Annotated in this window: 23 protein-coding genes; 19 read left to right on the forward strand and 4 right to left on the reverse strand. The window is 47.6% G+C overall.

The window, feature by feature from the left end; translation table 11 throughout:
- Positions 1 to 88 precede the first annotated feature (88 nt).
- Together MORIYA_RS06105 and MORIYA_RS06110 are read left to right on the forward strand one after the other, a co-directional pair.
- Entirely contained in the window at positions 89 to 1,078 is a 990-nt protein-coding gene (locus MORIYA_RS06105) for a glutathione S-transferase family protein (protein ID WP_112713566.1), read from the forward strand.
- A 15-nt stretch (positions 1,079 to 1,093) separates the two neighbouring features.
- A complete protein-coding gene (locus MORIYA_RS06110; RefSeq protein WP_112713568.1) occupies positions 1,094 to 1,825 on the forward strand; it encodes a pirin family protein in 732 nt (243 codons plus the stop codon).
- A gap of 113 nt (positions 1,826 to 1,938) precedes the next feature.
- On the opposite strand, the gene MORIYA_RS06115 is transcribed toward MORIYA_RS06110, so the two are convergent.
- The 4 genes from MORIYA_RS06115 to MORIYA_RS21285 are packed head-to-tail and all read right to left on the reverse strand — an operon-like array spanning position 1,939 to position 3,660.
- Positions 1,939 to 2,709 (reverse strand): hypothetical protein, encoded by a 771-nt coding sequence (locus MORIYA_RS06115; protein ID WP_232011534.1) that lies wholly within the window; start codon positions 2,707 to 2,709, stop codon positions 1,939 to 1,941.
- Positions 2,709 to 3,026: a heavy-metal-associated domain-containing protein gene (locus tag MORIYA_RS06120; RefSeq protein ID WP_112713570.1), complete on the reverse strand. Its 318-nt coding sequence runs from the start codon at positions 3,024 to 3,026 to the stop codon at positions 2,709 to 2,711. The genes MORIYA_RS06115 and MORIYA_RS06120 overlap by 1 nt, the downstream gene beginning before the upstream one ends.
- Before the next feature lie 12 nt (positions 3,027 to 3,038).
- On the reverse strand, positions 3,039 to 3,434 hold the full coding sequence (locus MORIYA_RS06125) for a hypothetical protein (RefSeq protein WP_112713572.1): 396 nt from the start codon (positions 3,432 to 3,434) through the stop codon (positions 3,039 to 3,041).
- Positions 3,421 to 3,660, reverse strand: coding sequence for a GDCCVxC domain-containing (seleno)protein (locus tag MORIYA_RS21285; RefSeq protein ID WP_112713574.1), 240 nt, complete (start codon positions 3,658 to 3,660; stop codon positions 3,421 to 3,423). Before MORIYA_RS21285 ends, MORIYA_RS06125 begins: the two co-directional genes overlap by 14 nt.
- 80 nt (positions 3,661 to 3,740) lie before the next feature.
- On the opposite strand from MORIYA_RS21285, the gene MORIYA_RS06135 reads away from it, so the two are divergent.
- The 17 genes from MORIYA_RS06135 to nuoG all read left to right on the forward strand — a co-directional run bounded on the left by MORIYA_RS06135 (position 3,741) and on the right by nuoG (position 20,477).
- Complete coding sequence (locus tag MORIYA_RS06135; RefSeq protein ID WP_112713576.1) at positions 3,741 to 4,151, forward strand: MerR family transcriptional regulator; 411 nt, start codon at positions 3,741 to 3,743, stop codon at positions 4,149 to 4,151.
- A gap of 139 nt (positions 4,152 to 4,290) precedes the next feature.
- Positions 4,291 to 5,277, forward strand: coding sequence for an NADH-quinone oxidoreductase subunit NuoH (gene nuoH, locus MORIYA_RS06140; protein WP_112713578.1), 987 nt, complete (start codon positions 4,291 to 4,293; stop codon positions 5,275 to 5,277).
- A gap of 72 nt (positions 5,278 to 5,349) precedes the next feature.
- Positions 5,350 to 5,925, forward strand: coding sequence for a 4Fe-4S dicluster domain-containing protein (locus tag MORIYA_RS06145; protein ID WP_112713580.1), 576 nt, complete (start codon positions 5,350 to 5,352; stop codon positions 5,923 to 5,925).
- Positions 5,926 to 5,943: 18 nt separating this feature from the next.
- Positions 5,944 to 6,516, forward strand: a complete 573-nt coding sequence (locus tag MORIYA_RS06150; protein WP_112713582.1) for an NADH-quinone oxidoreductase subunit J family protein — start codon at positions 5,944 to 5,946, stop codon at positions 6,514 to 6,516.
- Positions 6,513 to 6,815: an NADH-quinone oxidoreductase subunit NuoK gene (nuoK, locus tag MORIYA_RS06155; protein ID WP_112713584.1), complete on the forward strand. Its 303-nt coding sequence runs from the start codon at positions 6,513 to 6,515 to the stop codon at positions 6,813 to 6,815. Before MORIYA_RS06150 ends, nuoK begins: the two co-directional genes overlap by 4 nt.
- A 10-nt stretch (positions 6,816 to 6,825) precedes the next feature.
- Positions 6,826 to 8,382, forward strand: coding sequence for a monovalent cation/H+ antiporter subunit D family protein (locus MORIYA_RS06160; protein ID WP_232011721.1), 1,557 nt, complete (start codon positions 6,826 to 6,828; stop codon positions 8,380 to 8,382).
- Positions 8,379 to 8,633: a hypothetical protein gene (locus MORIYA_RS06165; RefSeq protein WP_112713588.1), complete on the forward strand. Its 255-nt coding sequence runs from the start codon at positions 8,379 to 8,381 to the stop codon at positions 8,631 to 8,633. Before MORIYA_RS06160 ends, MORIYA_RS06165 begins: the two co-directional genes overlap by 4 nt.
- Positions 8,626 to 10,413, forward strand: coding sequence for a Na(+)/H(+) antiporter subunit D (locus tag MORIYA_RS06170; RefSeq protein WP_112713590.1), 1,788 nt, complete (start codon positions 8,626 to 8,628; stop codon positions 10,411 to 10,413). The genes MORIYA_RS06165 and MORIYA_RS06170 overlap by 8 nt, the downstream gene beginning before the upstream one ends.
- The gene (locus tag MORIYA_RS06175; protein WP_112713592.1) at positions 10,410 to 11,927 is read left to right on the forward strand and encodes an NADH-quinone oxidoreductase subunit M; all 1,518 of its coding nucleotides are present in this window, start codon (positions 10,410 to 10,412) and stop codon (positions 11,925 to 11,927) included. Before MORIYA_RS06170 ends, MORIYA_RS06175 begins: the two co-directional genes overlap by 4 nt.
- Positions 11,924 to 13,426 carry an NADH-quinone oxidoreductase subunit N gene (locus MORIYA_RS06180; protein WP_112713594.1) on the forward strand — a complete coding sequence of 501 codons (1,503 nt, stop codon included), beginning with the start codon at positions 11,924 to 11,926 and terminating at the stop codon, positions 13,424 to 13,426. Before MORIYA_RS06175 ends, MORIYA_RS06180 begins: the two co-directional genes overlap by 4 nt.
- A gap of 55 nt (positions 13,427 to 13,481) precedes the next feature.
- On the forward strand, positions 13,482 to 13,844 hold the full coding sequence (locus MORIYA_RS06185) for an NADH-quinone oxidoreductase subunit A (protein WP_112713596.1): 363 nt from the start codon (positions 13,482 to 13,484) through the stop codon (positions 13,842 to 13,844).
- Positions 13,832 to 14,380 carry a NuoB/complex I 20 kDa subunit family protein gene (locus MORIYA_RS06190; protein WP_112713598.1) on the forward strand — a complete coding sequence of 183 codons (549 nt, stop codon included), beginning with the start codon at positions 13,832 to 13,834 and terminating at the stop codon, positions 14,378 to 14,380. The genes MORIYA_RS06185 and MORIYA_RS06190 overlap by 13 nt, the downstream gene beginning before the upstream one ends.
- On the forward strand, positions 14,377 to 14,931 hold the full coding sequence (locus tag MORIYA_RS06195; protein ID WP_112713600.1) for an NADH-quinone oxidoreductase subunit C: 555 nt from the start codon (positions 14,377 to 14,379) through the stop codon (positions 14,929 to 14,931). The genes MORIYA_RS06190 and MORIYA_RS06195 overlap by 4 nt, the downstream gene beginning before the upstream one ends.
- Positions 14,928 to 16,145, forward strand: a complete 1,218-nt coding sequence (gene nuoD, locus MORIYA_RS06200; protein WP_112713602.1) for an NADH dehydrogenase (quinone) subunit D — start codon at positions 14,928 to 14,930, stop codon at positions 16,143 to 16,145. The genes MORIYA_RS06195 and nuoD overlap by 4 nt, the downstream gene beginning before the upstream one ends.
- Positions 16,142 to 16,723: an NADH-quinone oxidoreductase subunit NuoE family protein gene (locus tag MORIYA_RS06205; protein ID WP_112713604.1), complete on the forward strand. Its 582-nt coding sequence runs from the start codon at positions 16,142 to 16,144 to the stop codon at positions 16,721 to 16,723. Before nuoD ends, MORIYA_RS06205 begins: the two co-directional genes overlap by 4 nt.
- Complete coding sequence (nuoF, locus tag MORIYA_RS06210; protein WP_112713606.1) at positions 16,720 to 17,997, forward strand: NADH-quinone oxidoreductase subunit NuoF; 1,278 nt, start codon at positions 16,720 to 16,722, stop codon at positions 17,995 to 17,997. The genes MORIYA_RS06205 and nuoF overlap by 4 nt, the downstream gene beginning before the upstream one ends.
- A complete protein-coding gene (gene nuoG / locus MORIYA_RS06215) occupies positions 17,994 to 20,477 on the forward strand; it encodes an NADH-quinone oxidoreductase subunit NuoG (protein ID WP_112713608.1) in 2,484 nt (827 codons plus the stop codon). Before nuoF ends, nuoG begins: the two co-directional genes overlap by 4 nt.
- Positions 20,478 to 20,598 lie beyond the last annotated feature (121 nt).

Consider the following 20,598-nt stretch of genomic DNA (forward strand, 5'->3'; position numbering starts at 1 on the left):
GCATAAAATTTAGTTTTGTCAGTCTAACGCGCCTAAACTTATATTAACGAAGGCAGGCGCTAGCACAACATAAATTAGGAGTATTATCATGGGATTAATCGTCAACGGTAAATGGCATGACCAATGGTACGAAACCAACAGTAGTGAAGGTAAATTCGAACGCCAAGCAAGTCGCTTCAGAGACACTATTTCCAATGAGGAAGGCAGTCGTTATCCGGCAGAAGCAGGTCGCTATCATTTGTATGTTTCATTAGCGTGTCCTTGGGCACATCGCACGTTAATTTTTAGACAGTTGAAACAACTGCAAGACATCATTTCAGTCAGCGTGGTGAAACCTGAAATGCTCAGCAATGGCTGGGAGTTTGCTACTCATGATGCCGATGGCAATACTAATGGCGACTATAGCGATTCACTCTATCAAAGTGACTATGTGTACCAGCTTTACCTTAAAGCCGCGCCTGATTATGAAGGCCGAGTGACCGTACCGGTATTGTGGGATAAGAAAACACAAAGCATAGTGAACAATGAATCGAGTGAAATAATTCGTATTTTTAACACTGCATTTAACGAGTTAACGGGCAATCACGATGACTATTACCCAACTGATTTACAGCCAGAAATCGACAGTATTAACGAGCGTATTTATGACACCATAAACAATGGTGTGTATCGAGCGGGTTTTGCCACCACACAAGAAGCTTACGACCAAGCGTTTGACGAACTTTTTGCCAGTTTAGATTGGCTTGAAGCGCGTCTTAGCAACCACCGCTATTTACTCGGTGAACAACTGACAGAAGCTGATTGGCGATTATTGACCACATTGCTGCGTTTCGATGCCGTTTATCATGGTCATTTTAAATGTAACCGTAATAAATTAAGTGAGTTCCATCATATCAGTAACTATGTACGTGAATTATTTCAATTTGAAGGGATCAAAAGCACCGTCGATTTGGAATATACCAAGATCCATTATTACGCGAGTCATGACACCATTAATCCAACTTTAATTGTCCCGCGTGGCCCACAGCAAGACTTCACGGCGCCGCACGACAGAGATCGCTTAACAAATAAAGTCTAGGAGGAGGACAATACAATGATAAAACACTATCCTTTTCAGCAGATTGGCAAGGCAAACCACGGTTGGTTAAAAACCAATCATCACTTTAGTTTTGCTAATTACTACAACCCCAAAAGAATGGGCTTTGGCACGCTATTAGTGGTTAATGACGACTGGGTCGCGGCAGGAACAGGATTTCCAGCTCACCCACACAAAAATATGGAGATCATTACCTTTGTCCGCTCCGGTGCAGTCACTCATCAAGACAATGCTGGAAATAAAGGCGTGACCCTCGCAGGCGAAGTGCAAGTAATGAGTGCGGGCTCAGGTATTACTCACTCGGAATACAATTTAACGAAAGAGCCCTTAACGCTATTTCAAATTTGGATCGAACCGAATAAGCACAACGTAAAACCGCGATGGGACAGCAAGCTATTTTCTGAAAATACAGATACTCTTAATCATATAGATAAAGTCGCGTTACCCTTATTAGTTTCTGGATACCCAGACGAGCAAGATAACGCACTGTTTATCAATCAAGCGGCGCGTATCTATGGCGGTAAGGTGAAGAAAGGCACCCTGTTCACTCATTCTATTGAACACCAAGCCTATGTTTTGGCATCCAGTGGAGAGTTTGAACTTATCGATAATCAAAGGGCAGTAATGATGAAAACAGGCGATGGCGCGGAAGTGACGAAACAACAGGAAGTCACGATCAAAGCGCTATCCGATGCCGAGATCATCATTATTGATGCACCTGCCCAGTGACATTTTCAGCTTATGTGCTACTTATTTTTCTGTAATGGCATTCGCCACCAAGGACGGTGAGCGCCATGCCTGCAAGATTATCCGCGACTAGGGGCTGTCCTAAGAATTTGAGTTCAAAAGTGAAATCTGGTACTCATAATGTATCGCGATCCATGGCCATTACTAATATCCTTGGCGATGCCGCCTTCTAGCACCCATTGTTGATGGATCCACTGTAATCCGATCGTCAGTTGATGCACTGTACGATTACCTTCAAGCCAGCGGCCATTTAACTCTAGAACACTGTTTAATTCTGGTGTTAAGCCCCAATCAGCACGTTCACTCGGTAACAGTCTAAATTGCCAGGATACGTCATAACGAGCGCTATTTTTACGATCGTTCATACCCGCTTGATATAACACATCAACATCTATTTCCTGGCGATTTTTAAAATGGGTGAACACAAAACCTGCCTGAACAGCAGCATCTCTATCGCTTTCGGTAGGCGCAATAACCCCAGCCAATAAACCCAAACGATCGGTACCTGAAAAGCGATCATTCTGCCAGACGATATGTCGATATAACACAGATACATCGCCTTGACGATCACTGCCAGAGGGTGACAGCCGATAGGGTAAACCTAATAATAAGGTCTGCTTGGCACTCAGTCCATAAGCGACATTCGCGATCAGACGTTCGCTATTTTCCGAGGCCGTATCTGACGCCTTCACATGCTCGTATACGAAACGGATCACGGCACCGTCTTTTTCTACCGGCAGCGCCACAAATGAACGCAGCCCCATGCTATGACCACTGCTTATCATGCCAAGCCAGAGTAAAATAACGCAACACACTACATAACACATAGCGTTACAAATAGCGTAAACGTTATTGCTCTTGGTCATTACTCTTGACCATTACTCTGTACTGTCACTTTCACTGGTGTAAAACCAGCATCTAACACAGCTTGCTTAATAGTTTCGATACTTGGCATGGTTTCATCTGTGACTAGCCGTACTCTTTTATGCTTTAGACTGACATCCACTTTAGAAATAGACGCCATATTTGCAAATTTCCGTTCTAAACTGTCCACACAGAATGCACAGGTCATGCCGTACACTTCCACTTCGACCGTTCTTGCTTGAACAGTCTGAACAATCAAGAGTGTAGTTTGCACAACCAAGAGTGCGGAAAACATAATTACGGTAAGAAATGCTTTCATTTTACGACCTCCTTAAAAGCCAACATATATGCGTAACGGCAATAGCAACACACTAAAGAAAAAGCCAATGCACCAGATAATACTGCTTAACCAAAATACCCGCTGATTCCAACGTTTGGCGGTTTGGCAATGTGCGGCCAGTTCAGGATCAGCCGGACAGCTTTGATTCGGTCGCCATATCACCCACGCCAAGAACACCAGTAACAAAGCAGACAAGCTCAGTGTCCAAAGTTTATATTCAGCTAAAAATAGCAATCCAGGTACGTTGAAATTCAAACTCGCGACGACGGCACCAAACCCCATAGAGACCAACACAATAGGTAAGGCGCAACACAACAGCGTTCCGCTGGTAATAAACAGCGTCCCCCAGCGTAAATAGGATTGCTCATGCCATTTAACTTTTCCCACAATCGCAACCTCCTATTCCCTGCCCCGTGCTTTCTAACTGGATTGGTGGACAAGGGACTGAACCATAAGAACAAAATACACAACAATCACCTTGTTTGGGTTTGAGTAACACCTGGCAACCTGAACACTCATGAAACCACAGGCAGGCATCTGTCGGCATGGTCAGTAATTCCTCATGACCGCACTCAGGGCAGCTGAGTAAGGAGTCCGCGATTATGGCTTGCATCCATTTGTTCCTCAATTTTGTGTATATTTGTTATTATAGAACCTATAGTAACTATAGGTTCAAGGAGGTTTTAAATAAATATGCAACAATTCTCAATCGGGCAGATCGCCAAACAAGCTAAATGCAAAGTAGAAACCGTACACTATTATGAAAAATCTGAATTGATGCCCAAACCACCACGCACCGAGGGTGGACATCGCATCTATTCATTACCTCATGTTAAACGGCTTAATTTCATTCGCCGTAGCCGTGAGCTTGGATTTAGCATTGAACAAATAAAGGAACTGCTCAAATTTATTGATGAGCCAGATCATGATTGTGGCGAAGTGCAAACCATGGCAATGCAGAAAATAGCGGAGGTACAACAAAAAATTGCGGACTTGCAACGACTACAATCAGCACTCGATGAAATGGTGATCAACTGTAAAGGCGCTGGCCACTCGATTGATGATTGTCCGATTATTGATGCACTTTATGTTGAAAATCAATAGTGATGGTTTTTACGCTTGAGTCTAGAGACACCTAACTCGGTACTGGCCTCGAAATGATATTTGATTAAGTTATAAGCGCAAACTACCTTTATAGTACGTTTAAGGTTTAGTAGGCAATAACTTAAAGAGACCCAATAGCATGGACAACCTATATGTGATCCTGCCGATGTTACTCAAGATTGCCGTCGTGGTGGCGGTGCTGCTGCTGCTGCCTTTACCTCTCACCTGGTTGGAGCGCAAAATTGCCGGTCATATTCAGCAACGTCCGGGGCCTATGCGGGTCGGCTGGCACGGTTTGTTACAGCCCGTGGCCGACGGCATTAAACTGCTGACGAAAGAAGATCACATCCCCAGCGACGCCGATCGTTTCTTATTCAAACTAGCCCCTGTAGTGGCATTGGTACCGCCTTTTGTGGTGTTTGTTGCCATCCCTCTCGGGGAGCCAGTAACCATTTTTGGCACTGAAGTGATGCTCAGTCTGTCAAATATGAATGTCGGACTGTTGTTTATTCTCGCGGTTAGCGGCATCGGCATCTTTGGGATCATCCTCGCTGGCTGGGCCTCCAACAGTAAATATGCGGTGCTCGGTAGCCTCAGGGCGATTGCCCAGATGATCAGTTATGAAATCCCCATGGGGTTCTCTGTCATTGGCGTGGTGATGCTGGCTAACTCGATGAATATGATGGATATAGTCACCGCCCAAAAAGACATGTGGAATGTGGTCTATCAACCCTTAGGTTTTTTTGTATTCTTTGTGGCAGGACTGGCCGAAGTTCAGCGTATTCCGTTCGATTTACCAGAGGCCGAAGGCGATCTGGGTGCCGGTTATCATACCGAATATAGCGGCATACGCTTTTCATTTTTTATGCTTAGCGAGTATTTGGGCGTCGTGATCATCGGCTTTCTCAATGTAATGCTGTTTTTTGGCGGTTGGCATGGCGCCCCCCCCTTTATACCAGACACAGTCTGGCTGTTACTCAAAGTTGGTTTTTTCATCTGGGTGTTTATGTGGTTCCGTTTTACCTTTCCACGTTACCGTTATGATCAGTTAATGGCGATTGGCTGGAAGGTGCTTTTGCCCCTGTCGCTAGTAAACATTTTAATTAGCGGATTTTTTATGTTTTAAGACCATCTCGTTACCCAGCAAAACGGGATAAACAAATGAGGTATGAGGTATCGCTTATACCGGGAGGCCAACATGGCCAGAACACGACAACAAAAGCAAAGTTGGATCGGATGGCTGTTATTCAGTGATCTGTGGCGCGCACTGCGGCTGACATTACGCTATATGTTTTCCAGAATTATAACCCACAGATATCCGGACCATGAAAAATGGCTGCCTTACCATCGTCATCGCGGGCATCATTTCATGAAAACCAACGATGAAGGCGACGTGAACTGTGTCGGCTGTGAGCTGTGTGCCAAGATCTGTCCTTGTGACTGCATCACTGTGGTGCCCTATGAAGATGAAAAAGGTAACCGACGACCAAAAGTGTTTGATATCGATTTGGCGCGCTGCCTTTATTGCGGCTTGTGTGAAGATGCCTGCCCGGCTGACGCGATCAAGCTCGGTCAGGAATATGAGGTTGCGACCACCAGCGCCGAGGCGTTAGTGGTGCATCTTGAAGACTTAATCGCCGCGCCACGTAAGGCTGAAGAAGGGGCTGGCACCGTTATCCCAGCATCGCTGGCTAAAGATGGCAGTGGTAAAACCATCGCTCAGGCTAACGTAAAAGGCTACGACTGGTGGCAATTGCTAAAACGACAAAAATAACAAAAAAAGGATCAATCAATGGAGCAACAATTTTTTATCTTACTTGCCTTGGTTGCCATCGGCACTGGCTTGCTGGTTGTTGTCGCCAGAAATCCGATCCACAGTGCCCTATCTCTGGTCGCCTGTTTTGTGCAGATCGCAGCCCTGTTTGTCCTACTGGGATCACCGTTTCTGGCGGTGATCCAGCTATTTGTTTATGTCGGTGCCATTATGGTGCTGTTTTTATTCGTCATCATGATGTTAGACGTACGTAAAGAAGCCCATGGTCGGTTTATCAATAGCCGTCGATTTATTCAAAAAGGGGCAATACCGGCCATAGTCGCGCTGCTGGCACTGGCATCAGAGCTGTTATTCCTACTCAGCCAAAGCAGCCGTCTGCATGCGGTGATGGCTCAGCAAAGCGTCATTGGCGATGAACCAACCAAGCAACTAAGCTTAACTTTATTCAGGGATTTTCTGCTGCCCTTCGAGGTGGCATCGGTCATCCTACTGGTCGCCCTGATCGGCGCGGTAGTGCTGGCGCAAAGTAACGGTACTAATTACAGATCTAGCGAACACAAAAAAAGAACCACCAAGGAGGCATCCAAATGATCCCCATCTCTTGGTATTTGATATTGGCCGCCATTTTATTTGTCATTGGCGCAGCAGGCGTATTGCTCCGGCGTAATGTTTTGATTGTGCTGATGTCTCTCGAACTCATGCTCAACAGTGTCAATATCAATCTGCTTGCTTTCGGGTATGAAATGAACGATCCCCGCGGCCAGATCATGGCTATTTTTATTATTGCGGTCACCGCAGCCGAAGTCGCTATTGCACTCGGCATACTGGTGGCTTTATTACGCAACAAACGCACGTTGGAAGTAGATGACCTAACAATAATGAAGGGCTGAGACTGGATTGATGACTCTTATCAATATGGAATTACTGAATTTGGACTTAATGTTATCCATAAGACCGGCTTTAGCGGTCATAGTCTCGCTCATTGCTGCGGGCGTCATACTGTGCCTGCATAATCGCCCCAACGCACGGGATGCGGTATCGGTTGTAGCCGCGGTGATAAAGTTCATCATCGTTATTTCCATGGCGCCGTTAATACTGGCCGGCAATACTGTCGACCTGACTTTATTTGAGATCCTGCCAGGGGTTGATTTTGCCTTTCGTGTTGACGCGCTGGGCATGGTATTTGCCACCGTCTCCAGCCTATTATGGATATTAGCCGCCATTTATTGCATCGGTTATATGCGCAGCCAGAATGAGCAAAATCAGACCCGATTCTATGCCTCTTTTGCCGTCTCGCTATCGGCCGCGGTGGGGGGAGCATTTGCCGCTAATCTGTTTACGCTGGTGATTTTTTACGAACTACTCAGCCTTATCACTTACCCTCTGGTTTATCATAAAGAAAACCAGGCATCCTGGCATGGTAGCAAACGATATATCGTCTATTTGGTGGGGGCCTCAAAATCCTTTTTGCTGGCCGCACTGGCGCTAACTTATCAACTTACCGGCAGCTTTGATTTCTTACCCCAAGGCCTGTTCAAAAATGTCGTCGCCGCCGATGGCTTATTGATTATTATCTATTTCTGTTACCTGTTTGGATTTGCCAAATCAGCCATCATGCCGTTCCACGCCTGGCTGCCAGCGGCCATGGTCGCACCGACGCCGGTCAGCGCTTTGTTACATGCGGTTGCGGTAGTCAAGATGGGGGTATTCTGTCTGTTACGGGTCATTTTCCATGTCTTTGGTATCAACCTGATGAGTACATTGGGTCTTGGTATCATCACCGCTTATCTGGTGTCGTTCACCATCGTTACCGCCTCTATTTATGCGCTGACCCGGGACGATTTAAAAGCCAGACTGGCCTATTCCACCGTCAGCCAACTCTCTTATATCATTCTCGGCGCCGCCATGCTGACACCGATGGCGGCCATGGGGGGAATAATCCATATCGCCGCCCATGCCTTTTCAAAGATCACCCTGTTCTTCTGCGCGGGTTCTATCTATTGTGCCAGCCACCGCAAGAAGATCAGTGATCTTTCCGGCATAGGTAAAAGACTGCCTTTGACCATGACCGCATTTTTTATCGGCTCCCTCGGTATGATTGGCATCCCGCCAACCGGTGGGTTTATCAGTAAATGGTATCTAGTTGTGGGTGCTGTAGATGCCGGACAAATGGCGCTGCTAATCGTACTGCTGGTTAGCGCTGTGCTTAATGCGGCTTATTTTCTGCCTGTCACCTATAAAGCCTTTTTTGAGCCTGAAAAAATACCACAAGATCCGTCACTGGTGGCGGCCAATGATATCCATGAGATCCCAATGGTCGCGATACCCTTACTGATCACCGCACTATTGTCTTTGCTCCTGGGACTCTATCCAGACTATTTTTTAGGCCTAGCCAATACCTTAGTCGCAGAGGCATTTGTCGACAGAGACCTTATTACAGTAGGATCACTACCATGATGGCAAAACTGGTCAACTTCTTTGGTGACAAAAAATACACCAGAACACGCTGGCGTCTGTTAGTCGTCATTTTAGTGGGCATCGTGATTGCCGATTTTATGGTTGCCAGACCGCACGGTTATAACTTTTGGGATGCTATACCCGGCTGGGGAGCGCTGCTTGGGTTTATAGGCTGCGGCTTGATTGTATTAGTCAGCAAATTCATCGGCAAAAAAATCGGACTCTCCAAGAAGGAAGACTATTATGACTGAATGGTTCTCCTTCGCCATGATGCCAGCCGTTCTGCTACTCGTTGGCGGTCTGCTGCTGCCGTTATTTAAAGGCAATAGCCAAAAATCCTACTCCATCATCATTCCACTGCTGGTGATCTTTTCTCTTACCCAGATGGAAATGGGAAGCTTCGGCGAAATTAACTTTGCCGGTATCTCATTGGTCATGTTCAAAGTTGACAAACTGAGTCTATTTTTTGGCTGGGTGTTTGCTATTGCGGCGCTGATCGGCAACATTTATAGCTTGCACATCAGTCATACCGGCGAAAGAGTGGCGGCGTTTCTTTATATGGGCAGTGCCTTTCTCGTGCTCTTTGCTGGTGACTGGTTTACCCTGTTAGTCGGCTGGGAGATCATGGCATTTGCCTCTGCTTACCTGATCTTTGCCACTCGGAAAGATCCGGCCGTGAAAGCAGGCTTTCGTTATCTGATGGTGCATGTCACTGGCGGGGTGTTGCTGTTTGCCGGTATTGTCCTGCATGGCCTTGAAACCGGATCTTACTTGTTTGGTCCGATAGATGGCGCGCAGCAAGGGGGGATAGCCTATACCCTGATCCTGATCGCCTTTATGATAAACGCCGCAGTGCCACCGTTAAATGCTTGGCTCACCGATGCTTATCCGGAGGCGACCGTGACAGGGGCAGTATTCTTAAGTGCCTTCACCACCAAAACTGCAGTTTATGTGATGATCCGCGCCTACCCCGGCGCAGACGTCCTGATCGGTTTTGGGGTATTTATGGCCCTCTACGGGGTGATATTCGCGATGCTGGAAAATGATTGTCGTCGCCTGCTCAGCTATCATATTGTCAGTCAGGTCGGGTATATGATCGCCGGCATTGGTATCGGCACCGAAATGGCCCTGAACGGTAGCTCTTCTCATGCCTTCGCGCATATCCTCTATAAAGGCCTATTGTTTATGGGGGCTGGCGCAGTCATCCACATGACCGGCAAACGTAAACTGACCGAACTCGGCGGCCTCTACCGAACCATGCCCTGGACGGTAGCGCTTTACATGATTGGCGCATTTGCTATCGCCGGTTTTCCCTTCTTCAGTGGTTTCGTCAGTAAAAGTATGGTCATCGCCGCGGCCGCCGGGGATCATCACGCGACAGCCACGCTGTTACTTATGTTAGCGTCTTCCGGTACCTTCCTGTCGACAGGGCTTAAACTGCCTTATTATATGTTTTTTGGTAAAGACTCAGGCCTTCGCCCCAAGGAGCCGCCAATCAATATGTTAGTGGCCATGGGCATTGCCGCATGCTTCTGCATTAGCATCGGACTCTTTCCCGGTGTGCTTTATAACATGCTGCCTTATGCTGTTGAGTTTGAACCCTATACCGGTGCACATATCACCGAAAGTCTCGGTATATTGATGTTCACCCTATTGGCTTTTGTACTGTTACTTAAATACCTCAATCCCAAGAATACCATCAGCATCGATACCGACTGGTTTTACCGGCGCGGGGCTGCCGCCTTTATGTGGCTGGCGAATAAACCGGTTGCGCAGTGGGAACAAAGAGTCATCACGCTGGGTGATGGCGTTATCCTCAATACCCTGCACCGATTGTCAAAACACAGCCTGATCGTCGATACTCACGTTGTCGACGGCGCGGTTAACGGCGTGGCTAAAACCGCAATGAAAAGCGGTAACTTGTTGCGTCGTCTGCAAACCGGCATTGTTTCCCATTATGCCCTGGCGATGGTGATTGGCCTATTTTTGGTGATCGCCGTTTATGTGCTGATTGGGAGTGAGGCGTTATGACAGACTTCTTTATGGCCCCTTTCTTCATAGCACCTTTCTTCATGACAAGTGTGCCGATATTAAGCATATTGATATTCCTGCCAGCAATAGCCGCCTTATTAGTGCCCTTCTTGTCTGGCAATAACACGGTGCGCGGGTTTACGTTTACCGTCTTATTTGTCGACTTCTTAATTGCCACCTGGTTGCTGGTCATTTTTGATAATAGCACTGCGCAGATGCAATTCGTGGAGAGCAAACCCTGGGTACCATCTCTGGGCATAACCTATAAATTAGGCGTTGACGGGGTCAGTGTATTATTTCTGTTCTTAACCTCCCTGCTCGGCTGGATCTGTGTGTTAGCGTCTTGGACCGCCATTGCTAAGCGGATTAAAGAATTTATGATCTGCCTACTGGCGATCCAGAGTCTGATGCTTGGGGTGTTCTGCGCGTTGGATCTGCTGCTGTTTTATGTGTTTTGGGAAGCAATGCTGGTGCCCATGTATCTGATGATAGGGATCTGGGGCGGTGAAGATCGCATCTATGCCGCGTTTAAGTTTTTTCTTTATACCCTCGCTGGCAGTCTGATTTTTCTGGTGGGGATATTGGTGCTGTATTTCGCTGGCGGACGTACCTTCGACATCTTAGCGCTAATGGATGTGTCATATGACTTTGAGTTGCAGCGCTGGGTGTTTATCGCGTTTCTAATCGCATTTGCGGTCAAGGTGCCGATGGTCCCATTCCATACCTGGCTACCGGATGCCCATGTACAAGCCCCCACCGCGGGCAGTATTATTCTGGCTGGGGTACTGCTAAAAATGGGCGCGTACGGTTTTATTCGTTTTTCGTTGCCAATGTTACCCGATGCTTCCCATTATTTTGCCCCGCTAATGCAAGGTTTGTCGGCTGTCGCGATCGTCTATGGGGGGTTCCTCGCGTTAGCGCAGCAGGACATCAAAAAACTGATCGCTTATTCCAGTATCAGCCACATGGGATTTATCACGTTAGGGCTTTTTACTTTCACTATCAATGGTACAACGGGTGCGGTGATCCAGATGTTTAACCACGGCATTACCACGGGGGCCTTATTCCTGTTTATTGGTCTGGTGTATGAGCGCACCCATTCTCGGGATATTCCCGCTTATGGCGGGTTGCTCAAAGCGGTTCCCTTCTACGGCATATTTTTCGCACTGTTTTTACTGTCTTCCATGGCGGTACCCGGAACCAACGGATTTATTGGCGAAATTCTGGTGCTGTCAGGGACGTTTGGTGTCAATAACTGGGCCGCGACTGCCGGTGTGCTAGGGGCTTTGCTCGGCGCAGCTTACCTGTTAGGCATTTATCGTCAGATGCTATTGGGACCGATCCGTATTCCTAACGCAATCAAGATGTGGGATCTCAATAAACGCGAGATCTGTTGCGCACTACCGCTGCTGATCTTTGTGTTTTGGATCGGGTTTTATCCTAAACCCTTCCTCAGTATTTTGCAGCCGACCCTAACACACCTGCTTGAGCAAACATTGGGAGCAGGCTTATGAGCGGGATCGCTGAAAAACCAACCGCTGTTGACTTAGTCACTGTAGATCTAACGGCTATCAGTCAGTCGGTATTGGCGAGCGGGCCGGAAATTATCCTCATTATCGGTGCCTGCGTGGCTTTGATGTTATCGCTGGTGCCACATCCGCGCCAAGATCAGCTGCTGGCAGGCGTTTCGGTGTTCATGATCTTGCTGGCCGCTGGTATGAGTTATTCCCTATCCGACTTTCCGCAAACAGCTTATGCGGGTATGTTCGTGGTTGATGGTTTTTCCACTTTTTTCAAAGTTATCCTTTATCTTGGCACCACGTTAACCGTGCTTATGTCAGGTAGCTATCTACGCAAAGAAGGGGTGTTTCAGGGTGAGTATTATGCCTTACTGCTGTTTGCACTAGTAGGCACTATGATCATGGTATCCAGCACCGATCTCCTGCTCATATATCTCGGTCTGGAACTGCAGGCTTTATCTATTTATGTGTTAACGGGTTTCCTCAAAACTGACGTCAGATCCAATGAAGCGTCTTTAAAGTACATCATTCTTGGCGCTTTCTCGTCCGGTATTATCCTTTACGGTATGTCTTTATTTTATGGTTTGACCGGCACCACTAATCTCAAAGATATGGCTGTAGCGCTATCTACCTTAGATTTGTCCGACCCGATGCTGATCCTGGCAACCTTGTTTATGCTGGTTGGTCTGTTATTTAAAGTCGGGGCTGTTCCCTTCCACATGTGGGTGCCAGACATTTATGAAGGTGCCCCGTCACCGATCACCGCTTATATGTCGGTGGCCTCCAAAGCGGCCGCATTTGCCGTTATCATGCGCATTTTCATGCTGGATCTTGCGGTGCTACAGCCCATTTGGATTTTAAACATTGCGGGTATTGCCGTGCTGACGATGGCGCTGGGCAGCTTTGTGGCGCTGGTTCAAAAAAATATCAAACGCATGCTGGCTTATTCCAGTATTGCCCACGCTGGTTTTCTGATGTTGGGGCTGGTGGCAGGAGGCCGAGATGGCATGGCGAGTATCATGCTTTATCTGCTGGTTTATACGTTTATGACCATTGGTATTTTTGCCGTCATCATTCTGTTAAATAAAGGTGTCAGGCTAGGTGAACCCATCGAGGATTTTTCGGGTTTGGCAAAAACCCATCCCGGACTGGCTTTTATGAGTCTGATCTTTTTATTTTCTCTGGCTGGTATTCCGCCAACCGGTGGCTTTTTTGCCAAATTTTATGTGCTGACAGCCCTTGTAGATAAAGGCCATGTGATGCTGGCAGTGATCGCCGTACTGCTAAGCGCCGTCTCGGCCTGGTTTTATATTCGTATTATCATGTTGATGTATGTACAGCCACCAGCACCAACACAAGCGGCCGAGATACAGCTTACCCCATCCATACGCATTGTTTTATTCATTGCCACAGTCGGTACCTTGTTGACTGGATTATTACCCGCTGGGTTCCTTGGTTTTGTCGCCAATTCAATCCCCCTTAGTCTTGGATAAAACCCCAAAACAAGACTACAGTTAAAAAGAGCGTAGTTGTAGGAGAGCGGAGTAAATGCCTATTGATTTTTTACCGGTGTTTTTGATGGTTGCGGTGGTGATTATGCTGGCCGCATTTATCCTGACTGTCTCCCGCCTGCTCAGGCCAGACAATCCCTATCCAGAAAAGAACCGGCCCTATGAATGCGGTGTAGACCATGTTGGGGAAGCGTCAGCTGGACTCTTTAAGGTGCAGTATTTTGTGGTTGCCATCCTGTTTGTGGTATTTGACGTGGAAACCATGTTTCTGTTCCCTTGGGCGGTAGTGCTATCAGACCTCGGCCTGTTTGGTTATATCGAAATGGTTATTTTTATTGTGATGCTGTTGGTGGGATTTATCTACGCTTGGATAAAAGGAGCTTTGGAATGGGAAGTCTAACAGAACGCTACAAAGACAATGTACTTTTTACCACCTCCGATAGTATTATTAACTGGAGCCGAAAATCATCCCTGTGGCCAGAAACCTTTGGCATCGCTTGCTGTGCCATCGAAATGATCGCGGCTGGTTGTGCCCGATATGATCTTGACCGTTTTGGCGTGGTATTCCGCTCATCTCCCCGCCAGTCAGACGTGATGATTATCGCCGGTACCGTGACCAAAAAAATGGCACCGATTATCAGGCGTCTTTATGATCAGATGCCAGAGCCGAGGTATGTGATAGCCATGGGTACCTGCGCTATCTCAGGCGGTGTTTATAATACCTATTCAGTGGTGCAAGGTTCCGATCTTTTTGTCCCCGTTGATGTGCATGTGGCTGGTTGTCCGCCTCGCCCAGATGCTCTCTTACATGCCATGGTGCTATTACAAGAACAGATCACCAACAACCGTCAACCTAAGCAGGATCAAGAGCAAACTACCCCAGTCTCTATTTATAATACAAAAGAACAATCTGCCTTTGTGAAAGAAAATGTATGATCATGTCGGGGCAGTTTCCACTTAACCAGCTCATCGATAGTTTCAACGGCCGCATCAGCATCGATCCAAACGTCATCGATATGCCCTGTGTCGTGGTCAGCCCGAAAGACCTGGTTGAACTGTGTTTGTTTTTACGCGATGACGACGCGTTTAAATTTAATTTTATGGCTGATATCGGCGGTATTGATTTTCACCCGAATACCCCGCGCTATCAGCTGGTCTATCACCTTTACTCAATTTCGCTGGGCTGGCGATTGCGCATCAAATGCCCGCTAGAGGATCCACCCAAAGCACCGACCATCACCCACCTGTGGACCACCGCCAACTGGCATGAACGGGAAGCCTATGACATGTTTGGCATCGTCTTCGAAGGCCACCCTGACTTGCGCCGGATCTATATGTGGCAAGAATTTGAAGGCTGGCCTATGCGCAAGGATTTTCCGCTGCGGGGTTACAAAGATAAATATAATCCGTTTGGCGAAGAGAAACCGGGCGCAACCTCGACTACAACGACACCCACAACCAAGCACCCCATCGGAGATATTCTATGACCGATGTTAATATCATCCACGAGAGTAACAATGAAGATGGACTAAGCCGCGAAGTATTGATGAATCTCGGGCCGCAGCATCCCAGCACCCACGGGGTATTACGCCTGTTGTTACAGATGGACGGTGAAATAGTAAAACGCATCGAACCGCACATAGGTCTGTTACACAGAGGCACCGAAAAGCTGTGTGAAAGTTTCACTTATACCCAGATCTTTCCACTCACCGATCGGTTGGATTATCTCTGTCAGCCGTCCAATAACCTGGGCTATGCGCTGGCGGTAGAGTCATTACTGGGGATCAAGGCACCAGAACGTGCGCAATATATCCGGGTATTAATGGCAGAACTGTCCCGGATCTCTGGACACCTGCTGATCACTGGTGCATTGCCAATGGACGTAGGCGCGATAACAACCTTGCTGTATACCATGCGTGACCGAGAAATGATCATGGACCTGATGGAGATGATCAGCGGCGCGCGTATGCACACCTCCTTCTGCCGAGTTGGCGGGGTAAGAGAAGATCTGCCTGACGGCTGTGTCGAACGTATTATTGAATTTTGTGACATCTTCGAAAACAGTATTTCTGATTATGAAAATCTGGTGGGCAACAACCGGGTATTTCTGGCCCGGGTAGAAAATGTCGGCAACATCACTGGGGAAGATGCTATCGCCCTCGGCCTTAGTGGACCCTGTCTCAGGGCTTCCGGTATCGACTGGGATATCCGCCGCGATGCCCCTTACGAGATTTACGACAGACTCGATTTTAACGTTATCGTGCGCACCGATGGCGACTGTTATGACCGTTGGAAATGCCGGGTTGACGAAATGCACGAAAGCCTAAAGATGATCCGCCAATGTGTCGCGCAAATGCAGCCCGGCCTATTTTTAATCGATGATCCAAAGATCGCCTTTCCAGTCAATAAAGACCTGCTTGCCCATTCTATGGAAGCCCATATTCATCATTTCAAACTAGCGGCAGAAGGTTTCAAGGTGCCCAAAGGCGAAGTTTATACCGCCATCGAAGCGCCTAAAGGTGAGCTTGGCTTTTACATCATCAGCGATGGCACTGAAAAACCGTTTCGAGTCAAGATCAGAGCGCCCTCGTTTGTCAACCTACAGGCGCTTACCGACCGCACCACCAATTTGAAGTATCTGGCCGATGTGATCGCTATGATCGGCTCACTCGATCCGGTGATGAAGGAGGTGGATAAATGACGGCAGAATATTCCAGACAAGCGATCATCGCCGATCTCACTGCACCCATCGCTGACATAGTAAAACGCTATCCTACCCAGCGCAGCGCGATCATGCCGGCGCTGTATCTGGCTCAGGAGAAATATGGTTTCATCGACGAAACGGCCTATCAGGCTATCTCAGAGATCTTAGATGTACCTGAGATCTGGGTATTTGAACTGGCCAGTTTCTACACCTTGTATAAGAATAAAAACATCGGCAAATATCACCTCCAGCTCTGCACCAATGTCCCCTGCATGTTGCGCGGCGCCTATGATCTGCTGGACCACCTGCAAACCCGGCTCGGGATTAACCAAGGTGATACCAGCACAGATGGCCTTTTTACCCTGACCACGGTTGAGTGTATCGGTTCCTGCGATCTCGCGCCCGCCATGATGGTTAATGAAACTTATCACACTAACCTATCAAAAGAGCGGGTAGACAAGCTTCTCGACCAGTTATCACAGTCAAGCATAAAGCCGTCTGTGGAAGAAAATAACGCCGCAACGGACAAGGGGCCATCAACGGGGACTGAGTCTTCAGCAGGAAATGGGCCATGAGCGAACTTGTGTTACTAAAATATATCACCCATCCGGATTCGACCAATATTGAGTTTTATGAAAAAACCGGTGGCTATCAGGGACTCAAAAAAATCCTGACAACTTATTCTCCAGATAAGGTGATCGACACAGTCAAAGCCTCCAACCTGCGCGGTCGCGGCGGTGCCGGTTTTCCCACTGGTTTGAAATGGAGTTTTGTGCCCAAAGACGATGGCAAAATCCATTACCTGTGTTGTAACGCCGATGAAGGTGAACCTGGCACTTTCAAAGACCGCCTGCTTATGGAGCGAGACCCACACAGGGTGATTGAAGGCATGATCATTGCTGCTTACGCTATTCGAGCTAAGGTGGCTTATATTTATATTCGCGGTGAATATGGCTTATCAATTGATATGATCACGCAGGCAATCAAGGCCGCCTACGCCAAAGGCTATCTTGGCCAGCATATATTTAACACCGATTTTTGTCTCAATATCTACGTGCATAAAGGTGCCGGTGCTTATATCTGCGGTGAAGAAACTGCGTTGCTGGAATCCATCGAAGGCCGACGCGGTCAACCGAAATTAAAACCCCCTTTCCCTGCAGTCTCAGGTCTTTATGACTGTCCGACCGTGATCAATAACGTTGAAACCTTTGTTTGTGTGACGCATATCTTTGCCAAAGGCGTTGATTGGTTTACTTCCATCGGCCCTGATGATGCGCCCGGTCCACGCCTATTCGGTCTAAGCGGACAGTTGCAGAATCCGGGGATCGTTGAGCTGCCGATGGGACTTTCGCTGAATGAATTGGTTTATGACTATGGCGGCGGACCGTTAACTGGGAAATTCAAAGCCGTGATCCCAGGCGGATTATCCGCGCCAATGATCCCTTTAGCAGGGTTAGATGTAAAAATGAATTTTGCCGATCTAGCTACCGCCGACAGCATGATGGGGTCTGCTGCAGTGATCGCACTGGATGACACCGCATCAATACCCGCAGTAGGCAGACGGATCGCCGAGTTCTTCTCGCATGAAAGCTGCGGCAAATGTGCACCTTGCCGAGAAGGTCTCCCTTGGGCCAGTAAGATCCTAAACCGCATCGAGTCTGGCCAAGGTCGCCCCGGGGATCTAGAGCAGTTGCAGGTAATATGCGGCGGTGTATTTAACAATAGCTTCTGCGCACTGGGTGTCGGTGCCGCTTGGGCGATCAGGGCCACCCTGAAACATTTTCCTCATGAGTATGACGCGCTGATCACCCAACAAACAATCCCAATACACGACAGGACAAACTCATGATCAGCTTCAAAATCAATGGTCAGGATATGGAGGTCGAAGCAGGCACCACTATCCTTAACGCCGCCCGCGCCTGCACAATTGAGATCCCGACGTTCTGTTATCAGGACCGACTGTCAATCTTAGCCAGCTGCCGCATGTGTCTCATCGAAATCGAAGGCAGACCAAAACTAGAGCCCGCTTGTGCCACCGTGGTGTCGGAAGGCATGGCGGTACTCACCCATTCGGAAAAAGTAGTCGCCAGCCGCGAGGATATGCTGGAAATATTACTGGCCAACCACCCGCTCGACTGCCCTGTCTGTGATAAAAGTGGTGAATGTGAACTGCAGGATACAGTATTTGAATATGGCAAAGGCGATTCAAGACTTGTTGATCCGAAACGCGTATTCAGAATCGACGATATTCAACTCAATAATGTCATCACCTTTAATGCTAACCGCTGTATCCAGTGTCAGCGTTGTGTACGTGTTTGTGAAGAAGTGGTCGGGGATGTGGCGCTTGGCACCATGGAACGCGGATTAGATTCAGAAATTACCGGCGTTGGTAACAGCTTAAAAGATTGCAGCCATTGCGGTAACTGTATCGAAGTCTGTCCGGTGGGTGCGCTAATGAGTACCCCCTACCGTTACAAAGCGCGGCCTTGGGATCTTGAAAAGTTTGAAACCACCTGCGGCCTATGTGGCACAGGCTGTAGTATGACAATTGAAACCCGTGAAGGTAAATTGGCGCGGGTTAAAAGCCAATATGAAACGGGTATTAATGGTGAACTGCTGTGTGCCAAAGGCCGTTTTGGGTTTGATTTTATCGACGGTGGGCAGCGTATTGCCCAACCTATGTTGCGTAAAAATGACGTTCTAACCCCTGTATCATGGTCAGAAGCGTTAAACTTTATTAGCAACAGGGCCCAAAATATCCTCAATAGTAACGGACATATCAAAGGCCTTATCTCTGCAAGGCAAACTAATGAAACCGCTTTTATGTTTCAGAAGTTAATGCGGAAAGTGTTTCAGTCTGCTGACATCCATGCCAGTTGTCGATTCTCAGGCCTAAACCTACAACCAGAAACCAGTGACATACTGAAAAACCTGCTCACCCAAACTTATAGCCGCCAACCTCTGACTGAACTCCTAAAAAGCGACTGCATTTTGTTATTAGGTGCTAATGTCAGTGACGAAAACCCGGTCTCTGGTTATTTAATCCGTCAACATAAACGCGACAATCATAATCATTTGTTGCTAACGAGCTCTAGGCCCTGCGCTTTAGATGATATCGCCACTGAAAAATTGCGTTTGCTGCCGGGTAATGAAGCGGCGTTATTATCGGCGCTATTTTCAACACAGATTTCAGTACAGTTACCGGGAATAACAGCTGAATTAGATGTAGAACATAACAAAAGAATGTCCGACTTTGTGCGCGCAGGTAAAGCTATATTAGAACAAGCAAACTCAGTCACCCTACTCATCGGCACCGAGTTTATGCGTAGCCAGCAAGCAAAAAATTGTCTGTTATGGATAGAGGAAACCGCACAACGTCTGCAACAACAAGGTAAACAGGTATTTGTGCAATTCCTGTTTGACCGCCCCAATCAACTTGGTCTGTGGTTCATGGGCTGTCTGCCAGATCTGCATAACGATCAGTCCGGCTTACAAAAATATGATCCAGAAAGTGTGCCTGATATGTTTTATGTGGTTGATGCTGATCCGCTTACTGACTGCGCTGCGGGCGACCCGCTAGAACAAGCAGCCTTAAAAACACCCTGCCTCATCATCCAAACTGCCTTTATGACTGACAGCGCACAGCAGGCGATGGTTGTTTTGCCCGCGCCCTCATATGGGGAGGAAGATGGTAGTTATACTAACAATGAAACTAGAGTGCAGAAGGTCAGAAAAATCCGACCTTCGATCCCTGAGATCTTATCAAACGCGACGATTTTTGCTCGACTCGCCAGTGCCTTGAATACAAACATAGGGCCGATTTCGGTTGCACAGATATTAAGTCGAATTAAACAAGAAGTAGAAGGTTATCAGGAACTCAAAGAGGATGTTATTTTAGGGCCTGAGTTAAATGATTATGGTTTGACTACCGCTCCACCAGCAGTTAAGGTGACCGCACCCGCGATTAAAGCGCCGACGGTCGTTTATCTTGATCGGAAAAATTACAAGCTAATCACTGGCGACAATCTGTTTCGCTCTGGCAAACTCACCGCCCAGTCAAAAAATCTGTCTGGTCTCGGCCATGACGCTTATGTAGAAATGAACCCCGGTGCCGATTATGACGAACAGCAGGATTATCAAGTGATTCTCACTCGGGGAAATACTTCTTACTCAGCGCCGTTGAAAATAAACCGCGCGTTTCCCGATAAACTGCTATATATACCAGAAGGTCAGTTAAGCTCTCTCGAGAATAAAATCATCACCGCGGCTGAATATCCTTGTACTGTGGAGGTTGAGATTAAGGTTTTGAACGTGGCGAATGAAGACTGATAAGTTTGTATACTAGTCGCTATATTTTCGTTTATGAGCCGATATGAGTATACCGACCGAAGTTTTACAGGCAGTCGCCAACACGTTGCTTGATGAATACATCAATGTTGGAAAGTGTGTT

Origin of the sequence: Moritella yayanosii, from assembly GCF_900465055.1 — a bacterium.
GTDB lineage: Bacteria > Pseudomonadota > Gammaproteobacteria > Enterobacterales > Moritellaceae > Moritella > Moritella yayanosii.

Bases quoted from the DNA above. Each gene is read 5' to 3' on its own strand.
- MORIYA_RS06105 (WP_112713566.1), top strand. From the start codon at position 89: ATGGGATTAATCGTCAACGGTAAATGGCATGACCAATGGTACGAAACC.
- MORIYA_RS06110 (WP_112713568.1), top strand. From the start codon at position 1,094: ATGATAAAACACTATCCTTTTCAGCAGATTGGCAAGGCAAACCACGGT.
- MORIYA_RS06115 (WP_232011534.1), bottom strand. From the start codon at position 2,709: ATGACCAAGAGCAATAACGTTTACGCTATTTGTAACGCTATGTGTTAT.
- MORIYA_RS06120 (WP_112713570.1), bottom strand. From the start codon at position 3,026: ATGAAAGCATTTCTTACCGTAATTATGTTTTCCGCACTCTTGGTTGTG.
- MORIYA_RS21285 (WP_112713574.1), bottom strand. From the start codon at position 3,660: ATGCAAGCCATAATCGCGGACTCCTTACTCAGCTGCCCTGAGTGCGGT.
- MORIYA_RS06135 (WP_112713576.1), top strand. From the start codon at position 3,741: ATGCAACAATTCTCAATCGGGCAGATCGCCAAACAAGCTAAATGCAAA.
- nuoH (WP_112713578.1), top strand. From the start codon at position 4,291: ATGGACAACCTATATGTGATCCTGCCGATGTTACTCAAGATTGCCGTC.
- MORIYA_RS06145 (WP_112713580.1), top strand. From the start codon at position 5,350: ATGGCCAGAACACGACAACAAAAGCAAAGTTGGATCGGATGGCTGTTA.
- MORIYA_RS06150 (WP_112713582.1), top strand. From the start codon at position 5,944: ATGGAGCAACAATTTTTTATCTTACTTGCCTTGGTTGCCATCGGCACT.
- nuoK (WP_112713584.1), top strand. From the start codon at position 6,513: ATGATCCCCATCTCTTGGTATTTGATATTGGCCGCCATTTTATTTGTC.
- MORIYA_RS06160 (WP_232011721.1), top strand. From the start codon at position 6,826: ATGACTCTTATCAATATGGAATTACTGAATTTGGACTTAATGTTATCC.
- MORIYA_RS06165 (WP_112713588.1), top strand. From the start codon at position 8,379: ATGATGGCAAAACTGGTCAACTTCTTTGGTGACAAAAAATACACCAGA.
- MORIYA_RS06170 (WP_112713590.1), top strand. From the start codon at position 8,626: ATGACTGAATGGTTCTCCTTCGCCATGATGCCAGCCGTTCTGCTACTC.
- MORIYA_RS06175 (WP_112713592.1), top strand. From the start codon at position 10,410: ATGACAGACTTCTTTATGGCCCCTTTCTTCATAGCACCTTTCTTCATG.
- MORIYA_RS06180 (WP_112713594.1), top strand. From the start codon at position 11,924: ATGAGCGGGATCGCTGAAAAACCAACCGCTGTTGACTTAGTCACTGTA.
- MORIYA_RS06185 (WP_112713596.1), top strand. From the start codon at position 13,482: ATGCCTATTGATTTTTTACCGGTGTTTTTGATGGTTGCGGTGGTGATT.
- MORIYA_RS06190 (WP_112713598.1), top strand. From the start codon at position 13,832: ATGGGAAGTCTAACAGAACGCTACAAAGACAATGTACTTTTTACCACC.
- MORIYA_RS06195 (WP_112713600.1), top strand. From the start codon at position 14,377: ATGATCATGTCGGGGCAGTTTCCACTTAACCAGCTCATCGATAGTTTC.
- nuoD (WP_112713602.1), top strand. From the start codon at position 14,928: ATGACCGATGTTAATATCATCCACGAGAGTAACAATGAAGATGGACTA.
- MORIYA_RS06205 (WP_112713604.1), top strand. From the start codon at position 16,142: ATGACGGCAGAATATTCCAGACAAGCGATCATCGCCGATCTCACTGCA.
- nuoF (WP_112713606.1), top strand. From the start codon at position 16,720: ATGAGCGAACTTGTGTTACTAAAATATATCACCCATCCGGATTCGACC.
- nuoG (WP_112713608.1), top strand. From the start codon at position 17,994: ATGATCAGCTTCAAAATCAATGGTCAGGATATGGAGGTCGAAGCAGGC.